Below are 22,992 nucleotides of genomic sequence, written 5' to 3'. Positions count from 1 at the left end.
CTTTATTCAATTATATGACTAGAAACTTGAATAAAAAAACAACTGGAAATTATACTTATCAGAGCTTTAAAGAAGGTTACCGAAGCGTAACTCCTTCTTTAATTAACCGTTCCTTTGAATGGAAAGATAAGCAGATTAATATTCTGTTAGAGAGAGCGATGTTGGAATTGGGGGAGTTGAATGCATTCTCTAAATTTTTTCCAAACATAAATCGATATATTCCTTTATTTGTAGCACAGGAGGCAGTTGCCTCTAATATGATTGAAGGGAGTAAATGTAGCTTGCCACAAGCTTTTGTACCAGAAAACTCTAAAAGTTTCAAACGCATTTATGAGCAGAAGGAAATAACCAATCATATCGAAGCAATAAAATGGGGAGTGAAGGAATTGAAACGTTTTCCTCTATCGGTTAGATTAATTAAAGAAGCTCATAGAATACTATGTTCCGATTTACCTCAACTGGAAGATTTTGGTGGGAAAATTCGTCCTTTTGTAAATTCGAAAGACAACAAGTTCGATGTTGGATTTAAATATTCTCCACCCAATAAGCATGAGCTAAAAATTTTGATAAACGATGCAAAAAAGTTTTGGCGTAACGACAATTTGGAGCTTCCATTGTTAATCAAAATGGCAATTTCATTATATCAATTCGAAAATATTCTCCCATTTCTCGATGGTAATGGAAGAACTGCGCGAACCCTAATTCTTTTCGAAATGATGGAGTTGAACTTTGTTCATAAGCCTGTTTTTTGTTTGTCGGTGTTTTTTGAGCGCAATAGGCTGGAATATTATCATCGATTAAATTTAATTCGATCGAAAAATGATATAGAACAATGGATTCGTTTTTTCTTAACTGGAATTAAAGAATCAGCTCGATATAGTAAGGAGATATTGGGCAATATCAACGCAATGGTTGAAAGAAATGAGAAGTTGATTGAGGAGCATATGGGAAAGAAGAGGCATCAATCTGCCAAGCAATTGATTACAGAATTCTATTCCAAACCATTTTTATCGGTAAATGATATTAAAGAGAAATTGAGATTAAGCTTTCAATCAGCCAACTTGCTCATAAAAGAATTAGAGAAGCTTGGATTGGTAAAAGAATTGGTTGGTGCAAGAAGGAATAGGCTTTTTTATTTGTGGGAATATTTACAATTATTTGAATTATAAAAAAAGCCGATTCAGTTGAGAATCGGCTTTATAAATATTTATAGGAATTTAACCTAATACTTCTTTCATTTTCTTGCCAATTTCAGCAGGAGATTTTACTACGTGAATTCCTGCAGCAGCAAGAGCTTTCATTTTTTCTTCGGCAGTACCTTTCCCACCCGCAATAATTGCTCCGGCATGTCCCATTCTCTTACCTGGAGGAGCAGTTTGTCCAGCAATAAAGGCAACAACTGGTTTGTCAACGTTCTCTGCAATGTAAGCTGCTGCTGTTTCTTCATCAGAACCACCAATTTCACCAATTAAAACAATGGCTTCTGTTTTAGGATCTTCGTTTAGCAATTTAACTGCATCGATATGCTTGGTTCCAATAATTGGATCACCACCAATACCAATTGCTGTTGATTGTCCAAATCCTGCTTCGCCTAATTGGTGCACAGCTTCGTAGGTTAATGTACCCGAACGAGAAACAATACCAATGGTACCAGGTTTATGAATAAATCCAGGCATGATACCGATTTTTGCTTCGCCAGGAGTAATTACACCAGGACAGTTAGGACCTACCAAAGTTGTTTTGGGATATTTTTTAAGGAACTCATGAACCTTAAGCATATCAAAAGTTGGAATTCCTTCAGTAATACAAATTACCAACTCAACACCAGCTTCAGCCGCTTCCATAATTGCATCGCCTGCAAATGGAGGTGGAACGAAAATAACAGAGGCATTGGCTCCGGTTTTTTCAACAGCACCTTTCATGGTGTTGTAAATTGGAATTTTATCCATAAATAACTGGCCTCCTTTGCCAGGAGTAACACCAGCAACTACATTAGTTCCATATTCAATCATTTGTTGGGTGTGGAACGCACCTTCGGAACCAGTGATTCCCTGAACCACTAGTTTTGTATTTTTATCTACTAATACACTCATTACGCTTCAATTGTTTTAAGAGTTCCTACTACTTTTTCAGCTGCATCTTTTAATTCAGTAGCTGCAATAATATTCATTCCTGATTCCTCCAAAAGTTTCTTACCTTCTTCGGCATTGGTTCCTTGTAAGCGAACCACAATTGGTACTTTGGTGTCAATATTATTAATGGCTTCAATAACACCTTTGGCTACACGATCGCAACGAACAATTCCACCAAAAATATTAATAAGCACTGCTTTTACATTTTTATCCGAAAGAATAATTCTAAAGCCTTTCTCTACAGTTTCTGCAGATGCACCACCTCCAACATCAAGGAAATTGGCAGGTTCTCCACCAGTAAGTTTAATGATGTCCATGGTTCCCATTGCCAAACCAGCACCGTTTACCATACAACCAATATTACCTTCTAGTTTAATATAGTTCAAACCAGATCTTCCAGCTTCAATTTCTAGAGGTTCTTCTTCGTCCAAATCACGAAGTGCAACAATGTCTTTGTGACGATATAATGCATTTTCATCGAAATTTGCTTTGGCATCAAGTGCAATTACAGCCCCTTCCTTGGTTACAACCAATGGATTGATCTCAAAAATAGATGCATCGGTTCCCATATAGGCTTTGTAAAGGGCCATTAAAAACTTCACTCCATTTTTAAAGGCATCACCAGTTAAATTTAGTGCAAATGCCATTTGTCTGGCTTGAAATGGCTGAAGACCAACAGCAGTATCAACTACTACTTTTACAATTTTCTCAGGGGTTTCTTCGGCTACTTTTTCAATTTCCATTCCACCTTCTGTTGATACCATAAAGGTAACAGCCGAAGTGGCACGGTCCATAACGATACCTGCGTACAATTCGCGATCGATATTTGAAGCAGCTTCAATTAAAACTTTTTTTACCAGTTTTCCTTCCGGACCAGTTTGGTGAGTGACAAGAGTCATTCCTAAAATGTCGTTCGCATAGCGAGTAACATCCTGTGCGGTTGGAGCAAATTTAACTCCACCACCTTTTCCTCTACCACCGGCATGAATTTGAGCTTTAACAACTACCGGCAAGCCAATTTCGGCTGCGGCCTCTTCAGCTTCCTTTACCGAGAATGCGATTTTGCTTTCCGGAACAGGAACACCAAACGATCGTAAGATTTCTTTTGCTTGATATTCGTGAATCTTCATTCTATAAAATTTTTTGTTAGGCTTGGAATGACCTGCAAAAGTTCTGCTGGTATTGTTTTGCTTGATTTTGAACAGATTTAGGCAAGTCGGTTAATAATAATACAAATGTTTAATTTTTAGATGAACCTAAATATATAAATATCTGCATAGAATAAAAAGGTGATTTCTCATAAATTTAAAGATTTTCGCATCTTTAATTTATATTATCATGTAAGTGATTGTTATTCACAGACAATGCACAGTGTTATTCTTTTTCGATGAGTTTATAGATTGTGACAATATGTTTTGATCGAAGTAAAACTTTCGATAATTATTAATAATAGAGTAACTTCATGGCAAATTTAAAATCTGTATGTATCCAGTTGAACTTCGTTTAGATATTTTTTCACTTCTGATCTTGTTGGGGATCTTTCAAGGACTTTTTCTAACCTATTTTTTTCTGAATAAAGAAAATCGCAAACTTTTATCTAATCGTATTTATGGATTTTTATTAATCAGTCTTTCGCTTTTGATTTTTGATCATTGGTTGAATTATACGGGTTATATGACTCGGGTAATTTTCATCGATAATTTTTCCGAACCTTTAAATTTTGCCATTGCACCCATATGCTATTTATATATAAAATATAGTTTGAAACCCAATTTCAAGCGAAGGGATTATTGGCACTTTGCGTTTTTTGCCTTTTATGTGTTTTACTCCTTTTTTTATTATTTACAGACCGATGAATTTAAATTCAATTCATTTGTATGGGTAAATCATCCCAATTGGGAAAGAATTCAAGCTGTACAAACATTTAGTGATGATCCTTTGCAATTGCGAGCGCATATAAATCAATTAACATTGCTGCACTTCGTAGTTTATTTGGGATTTTCTATTCGCGAAATCATAAAAGAGGTAAAAAGTAAAAGTCTGCAATTTTGGAAATTGAAAAATCAACAATTAAGATGGTTGCGAAATTTATGTCTCCATTTTTTTGTGGTGATTATCATTTTTATCGTTACCAAAGCTACGCTGGGGCGCGATTTGGGTGACCATTTTATAGCATCTTATATTACCTTAATCATCTACCTGGCCAGTATCAAGGTTGTAAATGATTCTCTTTTTTTTAAGAAAAGTAATACTGCAAAAGTTCCAGAGAAATATTCCAAGTCTTCATTGAATGAATCTCAAAAAGATAAAATTTTAGATCAATTGAATCAAATGATGCAAAATGAGGAATATTTTACCAATAATATGGCCTCCCTTCCAAACCTTTCCAAAAAGATTGGATGCGTATCTCATCATGTTTCGCAAGTGATTAATGAACGATTGGAAAAAAGTTTCTTTGAATGGATGGCCGAGTTGAGAGTTGAAAAGGCAAAAGAACTGCTTTCACAGAATGAAAATCAAAATATCACCATCGAAGAATTGGCAGAAAGAGTGGGATACAATTCAAAATCTTCATTCAATAAGGCATTTAAGAAGTATACTTCACAAACGCCTACCCAATTTAAGAATTCACTGTAAATCAATTTTAAAAATGGATGTATAATGTGTTTCCCGATAAGGAAACACGACTTGCCTATAATCAGATTCGTCATTTTTATTTCTTCTGTCAGATCTTTGTTTCAAAGCAAATGACAAATTGTAAAATTGAATTAAAATGGATAAATCAGACAGAAGATACGAGATTGATTGGTTAAGAATTGTACTTATTGCAAGTGTATTTCTTTTCCATATTGGGATGTTTTTTAATCCCTGGCACTGGCATGTAAAAAATAATGTTCAATATCCACAGTTGGTTGAACTAATGGGCTTCCTTCATTGTTGGCGAATGCCTCTCTTGTTTTTTGTTTCCGGGGCAGGAACTTTTTTAGCTTTTGGAAAAAGATCTATTTTGGAATATGCGAAAGAAAGAAACAAGCGATTGATGTTACCCTTCTTCTTCGGATTATTTACCCTGGTTCCCATACAGGTTTACCTTGAAAAATTTACCGAATATCCTTCTCTTTGGAATTTTTATACACATGTGTTCGATGGTGTATATCCGGAGGGAAATATGAGCTGGCATCATTTGTGGTTTATTTTGTATCTATTTTTCCTCTCCATGATTGCGATTCCAATTATTAAATGGTTGCGAAGTAATCGATCTCAGAATTTTCTAAATTTTATTAATCGAATCGCATGTAAAAAGGGAGGAATGCTTCTATTTGTCATTCCAATTCTCATTTCTCAATTAATATTGCGTCAATTTTGGCCCAATAGTACCCATGGTTTTATTGACGATTGGGCTTATATGTTCATGTATTTTCTCTATTTTGTTTATGGATATTTATTTGCCAACAGCAAAGAAATGACGAAAAGTGTTATCTCTCAGCGATACCTTAATATTTTGGTTGCTACCTCTGTATATATTTGCTATAGAGTTGGAGGCGAATTGATTGTTAATGATACAGTATACCGATATTTTCATGCCATAATGGATATCATGCTTGCTTGGTCTACTGGGATTGCAGTTTTAGGGTTTTTCTGTAGATACATGCGATTCAATTCCCCATTTCGCAAACATGCAAACGAGGCCATTTATCCTTTTTATTTGCTACATCAGCCAATTATTTTATTGTTTGGATTCTACATTAAGGATATTGAGATGAACATTGTTGCTAAAGCTCTTTATCTCACCGTAGCTTCTTTTGCTACAAGTATTGGTATTTATTTATTATTAATTCGTCCGTTTAATTTCATGAGAGTTGTGTTTGGACTTAAACCGCAAAAGAAAGATCAAAGGCAATTAAAGAGAGTTTAAGTTAAAATAGAGCAACTTAATAATCAGAATAAAGTTCACCCATAAGGTGGACTTTTCTTTTTTAGGAATGATTTATCACTTCAAAAAAGGAAAACATGTAAAAACTCCCATTTATCGATTTTTTTGAATATTCTCCCGATTAAATAGAGATTGAACGCATTCTATTTTGTAATTTCAAACTCAAACAGAAAAAATGAGAACCATTTTATCATTTAGTGGCCATAGATGATAAATTTTAATTCAGAAGTTTTAAATATCATTCTGGATTTTTCTCAGAGCCAATAAATTGTTCTAATTTTAATTAATTCAATTTTAAAACTGATAAAAAAATGAGCACATACTTTAACAAGGTAAAAGATTACCTATTGAACTTAGAATACAACATTGTACAAGAAGATTTAGCAGAAGAACTATTTGTAGTTGAAAATCCTGAAGGAGGAATTGCAAATCTGGTTGTTGATTGTGAAGATCCGATTCTGATTATTGAAGGATTACTTTTCGAAATTAGTGGTGATAAGGATGATATTTTTAAATCATTATTAATGAAGAACAGGGAAATTGTACATGGTGCTTTTACTCTAGATGAAACTGGAACTAAGGTGTTGTTCCGCGATACGCTTCAGCTGGAAAATCTGGATCAAAATGAATTGGAAGCAACTTTAAATTCATTGGAATTATTGCTGAGTGAATACTCGGAAGAGATTATTTCATTTTCAAAATTGTAAACGATAAAACATTAAAATAAAATGGGAATTTTTAGCAGACTATTTAATGTGGGTAAAGCAGAAGCTCACGCCGCTATAGATAAATTAGAGGACCCTATTAAGATGACCGAACAAGGGATCAGAGATCTTAAAAAGGATTTGGATAAAAGCTTACAAGCTTTGGCTGAAGTTAAGGCTTTGGCGATTAGAAGTAAGAGAGAATTGAACGAACAAAAGTCGATGGGACAGAATTATGAGCAAAAGGCGATTCTTCTGTTGCAAAAGGCTGAAAAGGGTGATTTAGATGTTGCAGAAGCAGAACGTTTGGCAACAGAGGCATTGGCAAGAAAAGAAGAGGCAGTTGCAAATGCCGCTCGCGCCCAGGAAGAGGTGACTCGATTCGATCAAAACATCAGTCAGCTTGATGCCAATGTGAAGAAGTTGAAATCAACGATTACTCGCTATGAGAATGAATTACGTACTTTAAAGGCTCGTGCTCGTGTAAGTTCAGCAACTCAAAAAATCAACAAACAACTTTCTGGAATTGACAGTTCGGGGACGGTTTCTATGTTGGAAAAAATGAAAGACAAAGTTGCTCAGCAAGAAGCAATGGCTGAAGCTTACGGAGAAATTTCTGTTGAAAACAGAAGTTTGGATGATGAGATTGATGCAACTTTAAATGAAACTAACGTTAAAGCTTCGAATGCCTTGGAAGAGTTAAAGGCTAAGATGAAGAATAAGGAATAGCTGTTTTACAAATTGAACGAAATTAAAAATGGGATTAGCCGATTTTTTTAAAAGAAAAAAGCAGCCTTCGTACGACAGCACCAACATCCGGGTAACCGACCTGGATGTTGGTTTTGTTTTTGAATACGATCTTGAAAGTTGGGAAGTACAGGCTTGTTTTGAATACGATTGGGGAGATAATTTCTTCACCCAGGAGTTTAAGATTTTTAACGGAACAAAAACCCGATTTTTATCCGTTGAAGACGATGATGAGCTGTATTTATCTGTTTCCGAAAAAATAAAAACTCGTCAATTAGGAGCAGATGTTCATGAGTCATTGCTGGGCAATCAGAAAGCTCCTGCATCATTTGAATACGATGGTAGAAAGTATTTCATGGACAAAGAATCACCTGGTTTCTATAATGATGTAGCCAAAGGTGACGAATGGGTTGAGTTTATCTCATGGGATTACGAAGATGAAACGGGTGAATACATTGTTTGCATAGAACAATGGGATGAACAGGAATTCGAAGCATCTGCCGGAAAGCGAATAAAAGAGTTCGAAATCTCTAATATCTTACCAAAAGAAATTACGAATTAACAATTAGGAATTACGAAGAAGAAATTCAATTTGTAATTGATCATTCGTAATTCGTAATTTAAAACGAAGTTAAAATGAATAGCACAGCAAAAGTTGTACTTGGGATCATCGTATTGTTTTTTATTGTGAAAACATGTGGAAGTTGCGATTCGTCCACATCTCGTCAGGGAACATCAAGCTCTCAAGTATCAAAAACATGGCAAAAATCACCGGTTGATGAGTTGATTAAAGAATTGAATGGAGAGCAAAACTTTTCCATCATTCTTTTCGATATGGATGCAAGTGAATCGGGAAAAGATTACAGACATCAGTATCAGGTATTGATAGAAAAACCAGATACTATTCTTGAGAAGAAAACCGGATGGAGAGAAGTTAGTGAGCCATTTTTCTCGCAGCACATTAATGATATGGGAATGGAAATTGCCTCAAAAAAGGATGGCAAGCTAACTAAGCAAGCTGTTCCAGCAGGTTATAATCATTATGTGGGAAATGAAAAGTACGGACGATGGGAAAATCGTGGAGGTTCTTCTTTCTGGGCATTCTATGGACAATATGCTTTTATGTCGTCGATGTTTAATATGATGACTTACCGTAGATCATATTGGGACGATTACAACCGAGGTGGTTATTATGGTGGATCAAGAGGATATTATGGACCACGAGGAGGAAGTCCTGTTTATGGTACCAAAAGTTATACATCCTCAACATCAGGAAAGAGTAGCACTTGGGCAAGCAAACCTAATACATTTAAAGATCGCGTAAGAAGTAAGGTAAGTCGCTCGTCTAGTCAGTCTGGCAGATTTAGCTCTACTCGTTCAAAATCTTCAAGTACTGTAAATAAGAGAACAAGCAGAAGTTCTTCAAGATACAAGTCAAGTCGTTCTACACGCTCGCGCAGTGGTGGATTTGGTAAATAATATTGGTGTATAACTCATAGATTTAAAAATATGATTTCATTATCAGAAATTTCTTATATCATTTACGATGCTGTGGTTTATATCGCTGTGGCATTTGCCATTTTCCTGATTGGAAAATTTGTATATCAGCTGCTTCATCCTTCATTTAAGGTAAAGGAAGAGTTGGTTAAGAAAGACAACTTTGCTTTTGCCATTGCACATGTTGGTTACTATGTTGGTTTGTTATTGGCTATTGGCAGCGCCATTGTTGGTCCTTCAAATGGGTTGGTAAACGACATTATTGATATTGCAGTTTATGGATTGTTGGCAATCGTTCTTTTAAACTGTTCTATCTTTCTTTCGGATTATTTAATGCTTCGTAATTTTTCTATCCGTAAGGAGATTATTGAAGATCAAAATGCAGGAACAGGAATTATTGAAGGTGCTGTTTCAGTTGCATCAGGTTTAATCATTTTTGGTGCTGTTTCAGGCGAAAGTGGCGATATGTTGTTCGGAATTCTAACTGCAGTGGTGTTTTGGGCATTTGGTCAGTTGGCCTTAATTCTTACTACACGTTTCTACAATTGGATCACTCCTTACAATATTCATGAGCATATCGAAAAAGATAATGTTGCTGTAGGGATTGGTTTTGCAGGAGCAATTATTGCCATTGGTAACCTGATTCGTTTTGGATTGGTAGGTGACTTTGAAGGATGGCTTCCTTCCTTTACCGAGACAGGTTTCGAATTGGTGGTAGGTTTAATTCTTCTTCCGGTAATGCGTTTAATTACTGATAAAATTCTTCTTCCAGGAGAAAAATTAACGGATGAAATTATCAACCAGGAGCGTCCAAATGTAGGAGCTGCTTTGGTAGAGGCTTTCGCATATATTGGCGGATCGGTATTGATTACATGGTGCTTGTAATAATTACGAATTCCAAATTAACAATTACGAATTAGTAAGAAACAAGAATGATATGTATTAGGCCTGAGTTTGATTTTCAACTCGTAATTCCTAATTCGTCATTCGTAATTTAATCTTTGTGTTTAAGAGTAAATCAACATTATTAAAGGCAGCAATTTTTGCTACCGGATTTTCTGGTGTAGTAGCAGAGTATATTCTATCTACACTGGCAACCTATTTTCTGGGTGATTCAACATTACAATGGGTGATGACCATTTCATTGATGTTGTTTTCAATGGGACTTGGTGCTCGTTTCAGTAAGATTTTCGAACAAAACTTATTGAAAGTGTTCTTGCTGCTTGAGTTTTCATTGTCAATTTTAGTTTCTTTTGCACCATTACTGGTTTATACGGCATCAGCGTATACGCAAGCCATTGGAATAATGATTTATTCATTGGCCGTATTGGTTGGTTTGCTAATTGGAATGGAAATTCCTTTGGTAATTCGAATCAATGATGAGTACGAGAAATTACGATTCAACATTTCAAATATTCTTGAGAATGACTATTATGGCAGTTTGCTAGGTGGAATATTTTTCGCTTTTATTGGTCTGCCTTTCTTTGGTTTGATTTATACGCCATTCATTCTTGGTTTTGTAAATTTCACGGTTTCCATTGTTGTGATGATCTTCTTATGGGATCTTTTTAAAATCAATGAACGAAGAAGCTTATCGGGAATAGGTGTTGTTGTTTTGGTATTTCTTACATCAGGAACAGCCATTGCAGATCGAGTGATCAGTTATGGAGAACAGCTAAAGTATGATGATAAAGTTGTATATGCTGAACAGACCAAATATCAACGTATCGTAATTACCCAATGGAAAAACGATTACTGGTTGTACCTGAATGGGAACCAGCAATTGTGTACTCGCGATGAGGTAATGTATCATGAACCCTTGGTGCATCCTGCAATGAGTTTACATCCAAATCCGGTAAATGTTCTGGTATTGGGCGGTGGTGATGGTTGCGCAGTTCGAGAGATTTTAAAGTATCCAAAAGTAGAAAAGATTACCTTGGTTGATTTGGATCCAGCCATGACTAAACTTGGAAAGACACATCCGATATTAACCAAACTGAATGAGAATTCGCTTCATCACAAGAAGGTGAATGTAAATAATGCCGATGGTTTTACTTTTTTGCAAGAGAATGAAGATTACTATGATGTGGTAATTATTGATCTTCCCGACCCTCGTTCGGTAGAGTTAGGGCGATTGTATTCCTATGAATTTTACAAGCAATGTTATCGACACATGCGACCAGGCGGTGTTATTGTAACGCAAGCAGGAAGTCCATATTTTGCAACACGTGCTTTTTCTTGCATTGTGGAAACCATGAAAAGTGCAGGATTCGAAACGGTTCCAATGCACAACCAGGTGATTACACTTGGCGAATGGGGCTGGAGTTTGGGTGTAAAACAAGCCAACGGGGATGTAAAAAAGAATTTAAGAAAGCTAGAATTTGAAGTGCCAACTCGTTGGATCAACAATGAAGCCATGACTTTGATCACATCTTTTGGAAAGGATTATTATCCATGGGAAAAGGATACGGTTCTGGTCAATAGAATTCACGAGCCAGTACTTTATAAGTATTATTTGAAAGGTAATTGGGATCTGTATTAGCAATTGGTAATTAATAATTAACAATGAATAATTCAGTAAACGAAATAATCAATGGAAACTAAATTATTAGCAGCAAAAATACACAACCTTAGGTTTTGGGTTACCGAATGTGATCCAATGCAATTGAAGGTGAGGTTTCAGAACTACCTGGAAAAGGTGGATTTTGTGATCTTGAATTGTTCTGATCATCATTTTCCCGTACAGGGTTATACTGCCCTATGGATGTTGGCTGAATCGCATTTGGCCATTCATACATTCCCAGATAAGGGATATACCTATGTAGAGTTGAGTTCTTGTAATCAGGGCAAATCGGAGCATTTTAAGAAACTGGTTGAAGAGAGCGATTTGCAAGTGAATTGGAATGGTGAAGGGATAGAAATTTGTAAGCCAGATGTCAATTAGTAATTAATAATGAACAATTAGTAATAAGAAGTCTAAATTACCTCTGATCTTGAATAAATTATGCGCAAAAAACTAATATATCTGGCGGCATTTCTGGTTTATGTGTCGGCAATTTTGTCTATTCAGTGGTTTGAAAGTCAATCGCCCGATTCGAACATTAAGACCATTGGCGATGCATTTTGGTACGCAATTGTTACGCTAACCACGGTGGGATATGGAGATTTTTATCCTGTTACGCTGCCGGGTAAGATTATCGGTTTGCTTGTAATTGTGGGTAGTTTAGGAATATTGGGATTTTTAATTGGTGAAATAACGGTAAGATTTAATCAGTATATGGAAAAGAAAAAAAGTGGTTTTTGGGGAACCGATTTCGAGAATCATTATGTGATTATTGGTTGGAATGAATTTGCACAAAAGGTGGCAAATCAAATTATTCATGCAGGGCAGAAAGTGGCTTTCGTTACCAATTCAAAAACTGATTTGGATTTAATTGCTGATTTATATTCATCGAAAGATGTTTTTTCTCTTTTTGCTGATTATTCGAATATTGAGGCTTACCAAAAAGTGAATGTATCACAATCGAAGCGCGTGTTTGTGAATTTCGAGAGCGACTCTGAGACTTTGGTTTTTGTGATCAACCTGAAGAAGCAATATCCAATGGCGAATGTGGTTGTCCGTTGTGCCAATCCTAGTTTGAAAGAAACTTTCCTAAATGCAGGAATCGATCATGTGATTGCACAAAACGAGGTAGCTTCTAAATTGGTTGCTTCCTATCTGTTCGAGCCACATGTTGCCACATATACCGAAGATTTAATTGCCACCAGTGTTTCCGATGAGGATTCGGATATTCAACAATACCTGATTACCGAAGAATGCCAGTTTGCTGGGGCAGATTATATGGATGCTTTCCTGAAGCTGAAGGTAGATTTTAATGCCATTCTGATTGGTTTGGTGCAAGATGGTAAAATCATTAAAAATCCTGTTAAAGGGACCAATGTACAAATCAATAACTACCTGATTTTAATATCTAGTGGAGATAGTAAAAAGGCTTTGGAAAAATTCTTTGGGGTAAAAGAGGGAGAGTAATTCAGTAAGGATCGTTTTTGCTTAGGAGTACGTCGTTTTTAATTCATAAGAGGCATCGTTCAACTCAGTAAGCATATATTTTAATTCAGGGGATATACAGAGCGATTCAGTAGATTTAAATTTCCATTCATAAGAGATGTAGTTTAATTCACTATGCCTGCAACTTGATTCATTAAAGAGGTATTCTGATTCAATATTTATGTATTTTGAATAGATAGAAATGTATTGCGCTTTAATAGGCTTGCATTTTAATTCAATAGGCTTGAGTTGTGGCTCATTAGCTTTGTTTATTGATTTGATAAGGTTGTACTGCGATTCGGTAGGCTTGCATCTTAATTCGGTAGACTTGCACCTTAATTCAGTAGACATGTAGTGCGATTCAGTGGACTTGTATTTCAATTCAACGGCCTTGGATCATGGCTCAGTAGACTTGAAATTTAAATCATAAAAGTGTTAGCCTAGAACATTAATTTATTCAGGTTGATAACCAGTGTCATCAAGTAAGTTGGGAGCTTGCGAGGCCATAACAGCTAGTTCATCGGCTCGTTCGTTGCCTGGTATGTTAGCATGCCCTTTTACCCAAACAAATTTCACATTGTGCTTCTTGTATATTTCAAGAAAACGCATCCATAAATCAGCATTTTTCTTTCCTTTGAAACGTTTTTTTACCCAGCCAAATACCCATTTTTTCTCTACAGAGTCGATAACATATTTTGAGTCGGAATATATGGTAACGTCACAACCCGGATTTTTTAGGGTTTCTAGTCCAACAATTACAGCCAACAATTCCATTCGGTTGTTGGTGGTAAGTTTGTATCCCTGGTTTAAATCCTTACGATGTTTTCCCGATATTAAAACAACTCCGTATCCTCCCGGACCTGGATTTCCACTAGCTGCACCATCGGTAAACATTGTAATTTTTGCTGACATCTTGTATTGTTTAGGTTTTCTAGATCAAAAGTAGGATTTTTCTCGCAAAGGGCGCGAAGATTTTTGCTCACAAAGAGTGCAGAGTGATTTAATTACGAGGAAATGATTGGAATAGAGAAAAATTTGGAGGGGGATTGGTTTGATAAGGCTGCGGTGCGCTGCACCTTATTTTATATTATAACTTGGTGACTACAAATACTGCGGTGTTCTGCACCTCAATCTGTAATATATTTGGAGTTGTTAATAAAGCGGCAGCGCCGCGCAGTATTTGTAGTTATTTGGAACGATTGGTAATTTAAGGTGCAGCGCACCGCGGCTTTAATCACTAAAAATATTTTCCCAAAAATCAAATAAATATTTTTCATCATATTTGATATCATTTTGGTTCAATATCTTTAAATATTCCTCCTTGAATGTATTTTTTTATGATGTTGTTCTTGATTCAGAATGTATTTCACAACAGAATCGATTTGAGAATTGGAATGAGTGAAACACCCATATCCTTTTTGCCAACTGAATTGAAATTTACTTAGGCGATTATCCTTGATCCACTTATTGGATGAGGTTTTGATTTGTTCTACAAGATTGGGGATAAGTTGATTTAAATTATAACCTATGAAAATATGAATGTGATCTGGCATTGCATTTATGGCAAGTAATTTATCCCTTCATCCTGGATGATTCCTGTAATGTATTTTTCAAGTTGTCCTTTCCATTTTTTTTGAATCAAGGCATCACGATTAGTAACTGCAAAAACTAAATGGAAGTAGCATTGAGTGTAGGTGTTGGCCATAGTGGATTGTTTTTCATTGAAATTACAGGAATTGAATGGATTAAGCAAACCGAATACCACGCTGTAATACACCTTAATTTCTCTTGGTGCTTTTTCTGTACTCTTTGACTTTTCGACCGTTCCAGACTTTCATAAAAAAAAGGATGCCCAAAAATTCGAGCATCCTTTGATATTATTTTGTGAGTGGTTAATTACTTCACAATAGTCAATTCGTCGATGATGTTTTTAGCACCAGCAAATTTATCGATGATAAATAGCGTGTAACGAACATCAAGGTTGATACATCTTTGAAGGTTTTCTTCGAAGTCGATATCACCTGACATAGCTTCTGAGTTACCATCGAAAGCAGTACCAATTAATTCACCATTTCCGTTAATTACCGGAGAACCTGAGTTACCACCTGTAATGTCGTTGTTCGTTAGGAAACAAGTAGGTAGGTTACCGTTCTTATCAGCATACATTCCATAATCTTTAGCTTCATAAAGCTCTTTCAGTTTTGCAGGAACCTGGAATTCGTGGCTTGTTGGATCTTCTTTCTCCATTACACCTTTCAAAGTAGTGTAGTGGTAGTAGTACGCACCATCTCTTGGCTCATAACCACCAACATTACCGTAAGTTAAACGAAGTGTTGAGTTTGCATCTGGAGCCATTAATTTTTTCTTGTTGATTTGTAGTAAACCATCAACAAACAAACGTCTTCCTTGGTTCAATTCTTCAGAACCTTTACTTGCTGCTTTGTAAGCTGCGTAGTAGGCATCTTGGATCGATGAACCCGTTCTGTACAAGAAATCATTTTCCAATACTTCTGCTTCAGGAGCTTCAAGGAATTTGTTGAATTTAGCTTCAGTTGCGAATACTGAATTAGCATATACGTTTTCAGCAAATTTGTTGAAATCGCTGTTGTACTCTTTTTCGATAGTTTCGAAAATAGCAGGACGGTTTTCCATTGTGATATGACCTGCATAGAATGCAAATAAACCAGCCATTAATTTCTGATCAGTAGGTGCATTATAATCTTTATAGAATCTCTTCCCTGAAGCTTTCATTGCAGCAATGGTTTTTTCAATAGCTTCAGCATCCTGAGTTTCTGCTTTTAGAAGTTTTAGTAATTTGCTTGCTTTCGCTGCAAATCCTGGAGCTTCGGCACCTCTAGCCAATGCTTCACCAATGTAAGAAGCTTGGTAAGCTGCATCTTTTCTATCAGCATAAGCTTTTTTGATCATGTTAAGTGCTTCACCATACTTAGCAGCACGTTTTGGTTTTTCGTTAGCCCACTCCAGAAAATCTTTTTCAATTTGTTGTTTGTGACCGATAGTGTTCAACTTCTTCAAAGCTTTATTTTGCTCGTTTGAGTATTTCCAATAGTTTGCACTACCTGCGTGTTTTGAAGCATACTGAATTCTTACCTTAGGATCTTTCAACATATCATTCATCATGATATCCAATTTTACTGTACGGATATCGTAACGATTCTTGTTGGTAATCTTCATGGTTTCTTCCAAACCATATGAAGTTAGGTAACGATTTGTAGTTCCAGGGAATCCCATAATCATAGCGAAGTCACCTTCTTCAACTCCTTTAACAGAGATTGGTAAATGATGCTTAGGTTTCAATGGTACATTGTTTTCTGAGTAAGCTGCTGGTTTTCCATCAGCACCAGTATAAATACGGAACAATGAGAAGTCAGCAGTATGACGAGGCCACATCCAGTTATCAGTATCACCACCAAATTTACCCATTGATTGTGGAGGAGCACCTACCAAACGAACATCTTTGTAAATTTCATAAATGAAAACAAAGTATTGGTTGCCATTGAACATGCTTCTAACATTAGCTCTTAGGTGAGTATCTTCTTCAGCTTTTTTCTCAATTGCTGTTGCTGCTTCTTCAATCGCTTTGTAACGATCTTCTTCCGACATATCGTCTTTTACTCTTTTTAAAACAGCTTTGGTTACATCTTCCATTCTTACCAATATAGAAGCAGTGATTCCAGGATTGGTTAACTCTTCTTTTTTATCGTAAGCCCAGAAGCCATCTGATAAATAATCATGTTCAGGAGTTGAGTGCGACTGAATTACACCAAATCCACAATGGTGGTTTGTTAAGAATAAACCTTGGTCAGAAATAATCTCACCAGTACAGAAGTGACGGAATGGTCTTCCTTCGCTTCCTAAACCAACAATCGCATCTTTTAAACAAGATTCGTTTACTTTATAGATATCCTCAGCTGTAAGCTTAAAGCCTTTTTCCTGCATTTCTGCAGTGTTCTTCTTTAAAAGAGATAAAAGCCACATTCCTTCGTCTGCTCTTACAGTAGAGAAGCAAAGCAAAAGACTTAATCCCAATACTAATGATTTCAAATTTCTCATTTTAGTTGAATAATTTTAAGTGTACTCCAAGTTGTTGACAGTGAGACAGAACTTGGAGTGTTTGTTGTGTCGAATTATTTTGTTGACAAGCAAAGTTAGTATTATTCTATATATTTTACAGATTCAATAGAATATCCCAATAAGGTGTCTTTATGTATTTGTCAGAAAATCAGATATATATTATAAAAGGGTATTGAGAAAATTAGATGAACGCATTGATTTTCTCGTTAAAATAGATTTATAATCACCTGTTAATGAATTGTTTGTTAGAATTTTAATTCCATTTGATCAGGAAGTAAACCAAAACTTTTACGATGAAATGGGCTAATTCCGTGTTCGCGAATTGCAATTCTGTGTTTTTTTGTAGGATATCCCTTGTTGCTGTTCCAATCGTAATTCGGGAATTGGTTGTGAATTTTCATCATGAAATCGTCACGGTAAGTTTTTGCAAGTATTGAAGCTGCAGCGATTGATGCGTATTTTCCATCTCCTTTTATTACACAAGTATGTTTGATATCCTTGTATGGATTAAATCGGTTCCCATCAATCAGAAGGTGTTCCGGTTTGGTTTTTAATTGATCAACAGCTCGGTGCATTGCAAGAAAAGAAGCATTAAGAATGTTGATTTGGTCAATTTCTTCATGATCAACAATTCCAACTGCCCATGCAATAGCTTCCTTTTCAATGGTTTCTCTCAAAAGATATCGTTTCTTTTCTGATAATTTCTTCGAATCATTCAATATTTCATTACTGAAATTAGTAGGAAGAATTACAGCGGCTGCAAAAACAGGACCCGCAAGACAACCACGGCCAGCTTCGTCGCATCCGGCTTCAATTGTTTTATCATGTAAAAATGAGGCAAGCATACTTGTTGAAAATTAAAATTTCGACAAATATAGTTCAAATACGATTTAATAAGTCAGTTAAATTATTTCTTGTATTTAATGGTACGTGCATTATCAATGAACTCCCTTTTAACTGCTTTAGGATTATCGATAATTTCATAAAATTCATCGAAATAATTTAATACACGCTCTTTCTCTTTGTCATTCAGGTAAGGGCAACTCGTATATATTTCATAAAGAGCTGCTTTTTTCATTCTGAACTCCCTAAAAATATACTCCAAATCTTTGGCTGTTCTTTTGTATCCACGATATAATCGATCATGGATGGACTTAATATTTAACTTCGGGTTTGGCACAGCATAAGGAGCATTTACCAAACTTGCCCAATCAAAATCATAAGGAACCGGTACAGGTCTGGAAGTTGGTGTTTTGGCAATCAATTTAATATTGTGAAGGGTTGGAACTCCCCAGTCGGTATTGCCAACCAAGTATTGAAATACGGCCAACTTGGTTACTTTACCAATAAGAGTGTGGTCCTGATGAATTTTTTTCTCATACCTTGGTATCTTACCATTTCTGCCAGCCATATCTTCAAAATCTTCGATGAAAAAGGCATATTTTTTCAATGGACCCATTTGATTTTTGCTGTCTTTGTATGTTATCTCGGCAAGGCGCACATTGAAACTTTCTGGAGAAAACAGATTGTATGCTTTATATATCAGGTATTCCTGAAGGAGCATTTGCTGATACCTTTCGTTTTTGTTTTGACAATGAGTAACCATTTTAAGTTTTCCTTGTCTGTGGAAAAGGGAGTAACTTGATTCAGCTTTATTAAATTTAATTCGAATTGGAGGAAAAGGGCAAATGCTTCTATCTTTTCTGAAATTACCTCTGGTTTTTAATTGTACACTCATGGTAACAATTGAATCTCCTAGATGGTAAGATAACCTTGCTTTGTGATATTTATTTTTCTCACCTATATCTCTTACCAAGGTTCTTAAATTGGTGGTAATGGATAATTTTATTAAGGTGTCGGATTCAAAAAGATTAGGCGCTTTGAATAAGCTAACACTATCCTGTATATTTTGGGATAGGCCAAGTGAGTTTATACTACTAAGGAGTATTAGTAGAAATGAAAACACGATATATCGGATTTTCGAATTCATATATATAGTGGGTTTGTTGGTTGGTGTTTCTATTTATTCCATGCCTTTATCGCTTAATTCTGCGTCGGTTAAGATGTTGTTACCTACCACATCTTTATAAAAAATAGTTAATCTGATGCTGTTTTTAGCTAAGTCTATCTGGCCAATTTTAAATCTATTGATTACCAGTCCGGTTCTCTCTTTTATATCTTGTCTTAATAAATCATGTTTGTCGGGATGGATCAAATCCATTCGATCATAAATTATGGTTCTACGTGCCATGTGTCTGCGCATCCAAACTCTTTCCATGATATAGGTAGTAAACATGAATGCTACATTGGTAATAATTATTTCTCCCAAACTAACATCTCTTCTGGCTAAAGCATTGATAATGGAGATTGTAATTACCAAAAATAGGTAAGTCATTTCCCGTATCGGAATAGTATCGGTACGGTAACGAATAATACCAAAAATTGCAAAAAGACCGAGAGCAAAACCAAGTTGTAAGTCAATATTTCCTAGTAAGAAACAAAGGAAAAATACCGTTGTACTTATCATGATATAAGTAAAAACGTAAGTTCTTTTTCCTGTTGCCCTAAAATATACATAGTTGACAACAAAAATGGTTACAACCATGTTTAATACAAACCTAAGCAAAAGTTCAACCATGTTATTGGAAAGGATAACAGTGCTTGGTACATCTACAGTATTTATTAGACTAGTGAGTAGTTCCATTGTTTGTCTGCTTTAACGTAATCGTTCTTTTTCTTTGTGTGCAAATATCCGATAATATTTTTGATTCTCAATTAGTAAGGCTTGGTCAATGAAGTTTGGATCTCCAATAGGAACATCCATAGCAATGAGTTTAAAAGAATAAAAAGGATAAACTCGTGCCACAGGAGTATGACCAAAAATTATTACCATTGATTCATAAAAATCTAGAGTCTTAATTACTTCGGCAAGAGAAATTCGGTCGTAACTAGGAGTTCTCGACAGATATCCTCTATACCACAAAGGACTATATGAATATAAGAATAAATCGACTAATGTAGTATCTTTAAGTTGAGTATAATTGTTTAAGTGATATCGCATTTTCATGTTCACATCGTCAATTTTCATCTTTTTCTCCAGAAATTGAGGAGATATTCCTCCGTGAACAAAAAGCTGATCACCTATTCTCATGAGCGTATTTTTAGAGCGTAACCAATTTCCAAGAACGGTGTGTTTACCAAAAAAATGTGAATAATGATATTTTAAATATCGCGCTGCATGTTTGTACTTTTTATCTACGTATCTGTCATCAAATAATAAAGCCATCATTTCGTGATTGCCTATAATATAATTTACTCGTCCACCAGCTTTTTTAGCTTGTATTTCAAGTTGGAATATTAGCCATAGACATTCAGTTACCTTATTCCCTCGATCGAATACGTCGCCAGTGAAAACAATATGTCCATCGCCAAATGTCCAGCGATTCTTTTCATCAATTACATTGTTATAGCGAAGAATATTAGTCAACGCCTCCAATTCTCCATGAATATCACCCAGAACAATTATCTTATCTGCTTTCTCAAATATTCCTGATCGAGGTCTGATTTTCTGAGGTATGATATATGTTAATGTATCGGAGCCTGCAAAACCTTTAAATGTTAAGGTGTCGTTTTTGTATCGAAGAGATCGTGATATTTTCTTGGTTTTGTTTTTAATACTATCATGTTGAATGTAAAAAACATCAACTCGATTACTTGAAGTTTGTCTGATATGAGGACCTTCAACATAGGAAGAAACTATTAGACTATCTGGCATAGTTTCCTGTTGGGAATATCCATGCAAGCTACAAGAAATCAATACAAATAGAGTAATAAAGGGAAAATATATATCGTATAATCTCATTAAATTCAAACTAATTTAGAGTAGTTAAAGATAAGATTATTTTTTATTCTGAAAATTGCTACAAATTAATTGATAGTTTCTTATAGTGTGAGAAAGAACTATTAGTTTTGCAGTAAAATAGATTTTTGAATGTACACGAAAGAAGAAAAGAGAGAGTTTAGGATTCAATTTTGGGATGGTTTTAAACGATACTCGAAAAAGCAAGGTCGAAAAATGACTTCTTGGGTTTTGAAAGGAACACAAATCAAAGAAGCACAATTAAAATTTGATTTAAACGAAGATGGCGCATTTGTAATGCTACAAATTGATAGTAAGCTTGATGATAAGCGTTATTCTGTGTATGATAAATTCATGAAGTATCGACCAGTTGTTGAAGATACTTGCGGTAATGAACTGATTTGGGATAAGAATTATTTTATTGAAGGCTTTAAAGAGGTAAGCGTTGTCTATTTTCAGTTGGGAGGAGCTTCGGTGTATAAAAAGGAGAACTGGGAGGAGTATTATCAATTTTTATTTCAGAAAATGAGTTTATTGGAGGAAGCTTTCCTTGATATAAAAGAAGTGGTTCAGAATGATTAATTTTTTTTAATGCATATGAATCTGATTAACAGGGTGAAAAGCTTCTGAAAGTGTTGTTTTTATTGGAATTATTAAAAAAAAAAGCACTTAAATTTTGTTTTGGAATAAAAGGCTCTTATCTTTGCAACCGCAAAACGAAAGAGATAAGTCTTAAGATATATTGCGGGGTGGAGCAGTTGGTAGCTCGTTGGGCTCATAACCCAAAGGTCGTCAGTTCGAGTCTGGCCCCCGCTACTAAGGTTGAGCTTTGATTTAGTCAAAGCTTATTTTTTCGCCGAAAGGCAAATGATTAAGACAGATAATTTCTAAAAAATATATTGCGGGGTGGAGCAGTTGGTAGCTCGTTGGGCTCATAACCCAAAGGTCGTCAGTTCGAGTCTGGCCCCCGCTACTTAGTTTAAGGCTTAGGATTTTTCCTAAGCCTTTTTTTATTCCTTCTGATTTAAAAAACATACAATTTCGTTGATTTCTGTTACCTTTGCGTAAATCTTTTCAGATACTATCAGTATGAGTAGTTTAAATGAGAAAAAGCCTTTAATTGAAAAATTAAAGAATAAATACAGACTAACAATATCCAACGAAGCCACGTTTGATGAAGTATTGTCTATTCGACTATCACGATTAAATGTATTTACCGTAACAGGACTATTTTCGGTTCTGTTAATCGTTTTAGTAACCTTATTGATTGCTTTTACGCCTTTACGAGAGTACATTCCTGGCTATCCAGATGGAGAAATGAGAAGAAATATTGAGAATAATGACATTCTGGTAGATTCATTGATTCTTGAATTGGAGAAACGAGATCGTTTTTTTCAAGGGGTTCGAAATATAGTGGAAGGAAATGATTTTGATAATGTGGTTCAAAGTGCTTCCGATTCTATTGTTGATCCAAAATATAAAAATTTGAGTTTTACAAGAACAGAATCCGATTCCTTGTTCCGTTTGGATCATGAGGAAGATGAAAAATACAACTTAACTCTTGAAGATGCTCCAAAATCAAGGGGATTGTCAAACACACATTTCTTTTCACCTATAAAGGGAATGATCTCAAATCATTTTGATAGTAAGTCTCAACATTATGGTACTGATATTGTAGGAGGTGTAAATGAACGTATATCTTCTGTTTTAGATGGAACAGTTATTTTTTCGGAGTGGACTTTGAATACAGGATACGTGATTCAAATTCAACATTCGAATAATTTACTATCGGTGTATAAGCACAATTCCGAGCTTTTGAAAAAAGCAGGAGAGCATGTAAAAGCAGGAGAAGCAATAGCATTGTTGGGAAATTCTGGAGAGTTAACTTCTGGTCCGCATTTGCACTTTGAACTGTGGCATAACGGACGGCCTTTAAACCCCGAAGACTATATAAAATTTTAAAAACAAAACTCTAA

23 protein-coding genes and 2 tRNA genes are annotated in these 22,992 nt (G+C 35.4%); 15 read left to right on the top strand and 10 right to left on the bottom strand.

The genetic code is table 11. The features are described 5' to 3' along the window. The first annotated feature begins 14 nt into the window (after window positions 1-14). The gene (locus tag BXY64_RS15635) at window positions 15-1,169 is read left to right on the top strand and encodes a Fic family protein (RefSeq protein ID WP_120240912.1); all 1,155 of its coding nucleotides are present in this window, start codon (window positions 15-17) and stop codon (window positions 1,167-1,169) included. Between the two features lie 48 nt (window positions 1,170-1,217). Here the strand turns inward: BXY64_RS15635 and sucD are convergent, their stop codons facing one another. Together sucD and sucC are read right to left on the bottom strand one after the other, a co-directional pair. Continuing rightward, the gene (gene sucD, locus BXY64_RS15630; RefSeq protein ID WP_120240911.1) at window positions 1,218-2,093 is read right to left on the bottom strand and encodes a succinate--CoA ligase subunit alpha; all 876 of its coding nucleotides are present in this window, start codon (window positions 2,091-2,093) and stop codon (window positions 1,218-1,220) included. After that, entirely contained in the window at window positions 2,093-3,262 is a 1,170-nt protein-coding gene (gene sucC, locus BXY64_RS15625) for an ADP-forming succinate--CoA ligase subunit beta (protein ID WP_120240910.1), read from the bottom strand. Before sucC ends, sucD begins: the two co-directional genes overlap by 1 nt. Window positions 3,263-3,614: 352 nt before the next feature. Here sucC and BXY64_RS21480 point away from each other — a divergent pair, with 352 nt between their 5' ends. The 10 genes from BXY64_RS21480 to BXY64_RS15575 all read left to right on the top strand — a co-directional run bounded on the left by BXY64_RS21480 (window position 3,615) and on the right by BXY64_RS15575 (window position 13,044). Beyond that, entirely contained in the window at window positions 3,615-4,769 is a 1,155-nt protein-coding gene (locus BXY64_RS21480; RefSeq protein ID WP_120240909.1) for a helix-turn-helix domain-containing protein, read from the top strand. A gap of 136 nt (window positions 4,770-4,905) precedes the next feature. Further along, a complete protein-coding gene (locus BXY64_RS15615) occupies window positions 4,906-6,048 on the top strand; it encodes an acyltransferase family protein (protein ID WP_120240908.1) in 1,143 nt (380 codons plus the stop codon). 329 nt (window positions 6,049-6,377) lie between these two features. After that, window positions 6,378-6,773, top strand: a complete 396-nt coding sequence (locus tag BXY64_RS15610; protein ID WP_120240907.1) for a molecular chaperone Tir — start codon at window positions 6,378-6,380, stop codon at window positions 6,771-6,773. A gap of 21 nt (window positions 6,774-6,794) precedes the next feature. Next, window positions 6,795-7,499 carry a PspA/IM30 family protein gene (locus BXY64_RS15605; RefSeq protein WP_110362140.1) on the top strand — a complete coding sequence of 235 codons (705 nt, stop codon included), beginning with the start codon at window positions 6,795-6,797 and terminating at the stop codon, window positions 7,497-7,499. A 28-nt stretch (window positions 7,500-7,527) separates the two neighbouring features. Next, a complete protein-coding gene (locus BXY64_RS15600) occupies window positions 7,528-8,079 on the top strand; it encodes a DUF4178 domain-containing protein (protein WP_120240906.1) in 552 nt (183 codons plus the stop codon). 74 nt (window positions 8,080-8,153) lie between these two features. Then, window positions 8,154-8,996, top strand: a complete 843-nt coding sequence (locus BXY64_RS15595; RefSeq protein WP_120240905.1) for a hypothetical protein — start codon at window positions 8,154-8,156, stop codon at window positions 8,994-8,996. 30 nt (window positions 8,997-9,026) lie between these two features. Continuing rightward, window positions 9,027-9,899 carry a DUF350 domain-containing protein gene (locus BXY64_RS15590; RefSeq protein ID WP_120240904.1) on the top strand — a complete coding sequence of 291 codons (873 nt, stop codon included), beginning with the start codon at window positions 9,027-9,029 and terminating at the stop codon, window positions 9,897-9,899. A 118-nt stretch (window positions 9,900-10,017) separates the two neighbouring features. Beyond that, complete coding sequence (locus tag BXY64_RS15585) at window positions 10,018-11,556, top strand: polyamine aminopropyltransferase (RefSeq protein ID WP_211334515.1); 1,539 nt, start codon at window positions 10,018-10,020, stop codon at window positions 11,554-11,556. A 51-nt stretch (window positions 11,557-11,607) separates the two neighbouring features. Then, window positions 11,608-11,958, top strand: a complete 351-nt coding sequence (locus tag BXY64_RS15580) for an S-adenosylmethionine decarboxylase (protein WP_120240902.1) — start codon at window positions 11,608-11,610, stop codon at window positions 11,956-11,958. 60 nt (window positions 11,959-12,018) lie between these two features. Continuing rightward, window positions 12,019-13,044: a potassium channel family protein gene (locus BXY64_RS15575; RefSeq protein WP_120240901.1), complete on the top strand. Its 1,026-nt coding sequence runs from the start codon at window positions 12,019-12,021 to the stop codon at window positions 13,042-13,044. A gap of 471 nt (window positions 13,045-13,515) precedes the next feature. On the opposite strand, the gene rnhA is transcribed toward BXY64_RS15575, so the two are convergent. From rnhA to BXY64_RS15540, 8 genes are all read right to left on the bottom strand, one after another. Beyond that, the gene (gene rnhA / locus BXY64_RS15570; RefSeq protein WP_120240900.1) at window positions 13,516-13,974 is read right to left on the bottom strand and encodes a ribonuclease HI; all 459 of its coding nucleotides are present in this window, start codon (window positions 13,972-13,974) and stop codon (window positions 13,516-13,518) included. Window positions 13,975-14,369: 395 nt separating this feature from the next. Further along, window positions 14,370-14,615 carry a transposase gene (locus tag BXY64_RS21720; RefSeq protein ID WP_211334514.1) on the bottom strand — a complete coding sequence of 82 codons (246 nt, stop codon included), beginning with the start codon at window positions 14,613-14,615 and terminating at the stop codon, window positions 14,370-14,372. A 5-nt stretch (window positions 14,616-14,620) separates the two neighbouring features. Then, window positions 14,621-14,767 carry a transposase gene (locus tag BXY64_RS21470; protein WP_211334513.1) on the bottom strand — a complete coding sequence of 49 codons (147 nt, stop codon included), beginning with the start codon at window positions 14,765-14,767 and terminating at the stop codon, window positions 14,621-14,623. A gap of 191 nt (window positions 14,768-14,958) precedes the next feature. After that, entirely contained in the window at window positions 14,959-17,136 is a 2,178-nt protein-coding gene (locus BXY64_RS15560) for a S46 family peptidase (RefSeq protein ID WP_170150682.1), read from the bottom strand. A gap of 266 nt (window positions 17,137-17,402) precedes the next feature. Further along, window positions 17,403-18,002 (bottom strand): ribonuclease HII, encoded by a 600-nt coding sequence (locus BXY64_RS15555; RefSeq protein ID WP_120240899.1) that lies wholly within the window; start codon window positions 18,000-18,002, stop codon window positions 17,403-17,405. A gap of 62 nt (window positions 18,003-18,064) precedes the next feature. Further along, window positions 18,065-19,147 carry a hypothetical protein gene (locus BXY64_RS15550; RefSeq protein ID WP_147376011.1) on the bottom strand — a complete coding sequence of 361 codons (1,083 nt, stop codon included), beginning with the start codon at window positions 19,145-19,147 and terminating at the stop codon, window positions 18,065-18,067. Between the two features lie 33 nt (window positions 19,148-19,180). Then, a complete protein-coding gene (locus BXY64_RS15545) occupies window positions 19,181-19,861 on the bottom strand; it encodes a DUF4956 domain-containing protein (protein ID WP_120240897.1) in 681 nt (226 codons plus the stop codon). 12 nt (window positions 19,862-19,873) lie between these two features. Then, entirely contained in the window at window positions 19,874-20,932 is a 1,059-nt protein-coding gene (locus BXY64_RS15540) for a metallophosphoesterase (RefSeq protein WP_170150681.1), read from the bottom strand. Window positions 20,933-21,148: 216 nt separating this feature from the next. Between BXY64_RS15540 and BXY64_RS15535 the strand changes: the two genes are divergently transcribed. From BXY64_RS15535 to BXY64_RS15520, 4 genes are all read left to right on the top strand, one after another. After that, the gene (locus BXY64_RS15535) at window positions 21,149-21,598 is read left to right on the top strand and encodes a DUF4268 domain-containing protein (RefSeq protein WP_120240895.1); all 450 of its coding nucleotides are present in this window, start codon (window positions 21,149-21,151) and stop codon (window positions 21,596-21,598) included. A gap of 161 nt (window positions 21,599-21,759) precedes the next feature. Beyond that, window positions 21,760-21,832: transfer RNA gene (locus BXY64_RS15530), tRNA-Met, on the top strand. A gap of 84 nt (window positions 21,833-21,916) precedes the next feature. Next, window positions 21,917-21,989, top strand: a tRNA-Met gene (locus BXY64_RS15525). 116 nt (window positions 21,990-22,105) lie between these two features. Then, window positions 22,106-22,978, top strand: a complete 873-nt coding sequence (locus BXY64_RS15520; protein WP_120240894.1) for a M23 family metallopeptidase — start codon at window positions 22,106-22,108, stop codon at window positions 22,976-22,978. The last annotated feature ends 14 nt before the right edge of the window (window positions 22,979-22,992 follow it).

This window comes from Marinifilum flexuosum (assembly GCF_003610555.1).
GTDB lineage: Bacteria > Bacteroidota > Bacteroidia > Bacteroidales > Marinifilaceae > Marinifilum > Marinifilum flexuosum.
This window is presented reverse-complemented; position numbering and strand designations above follow the sequence as displayed.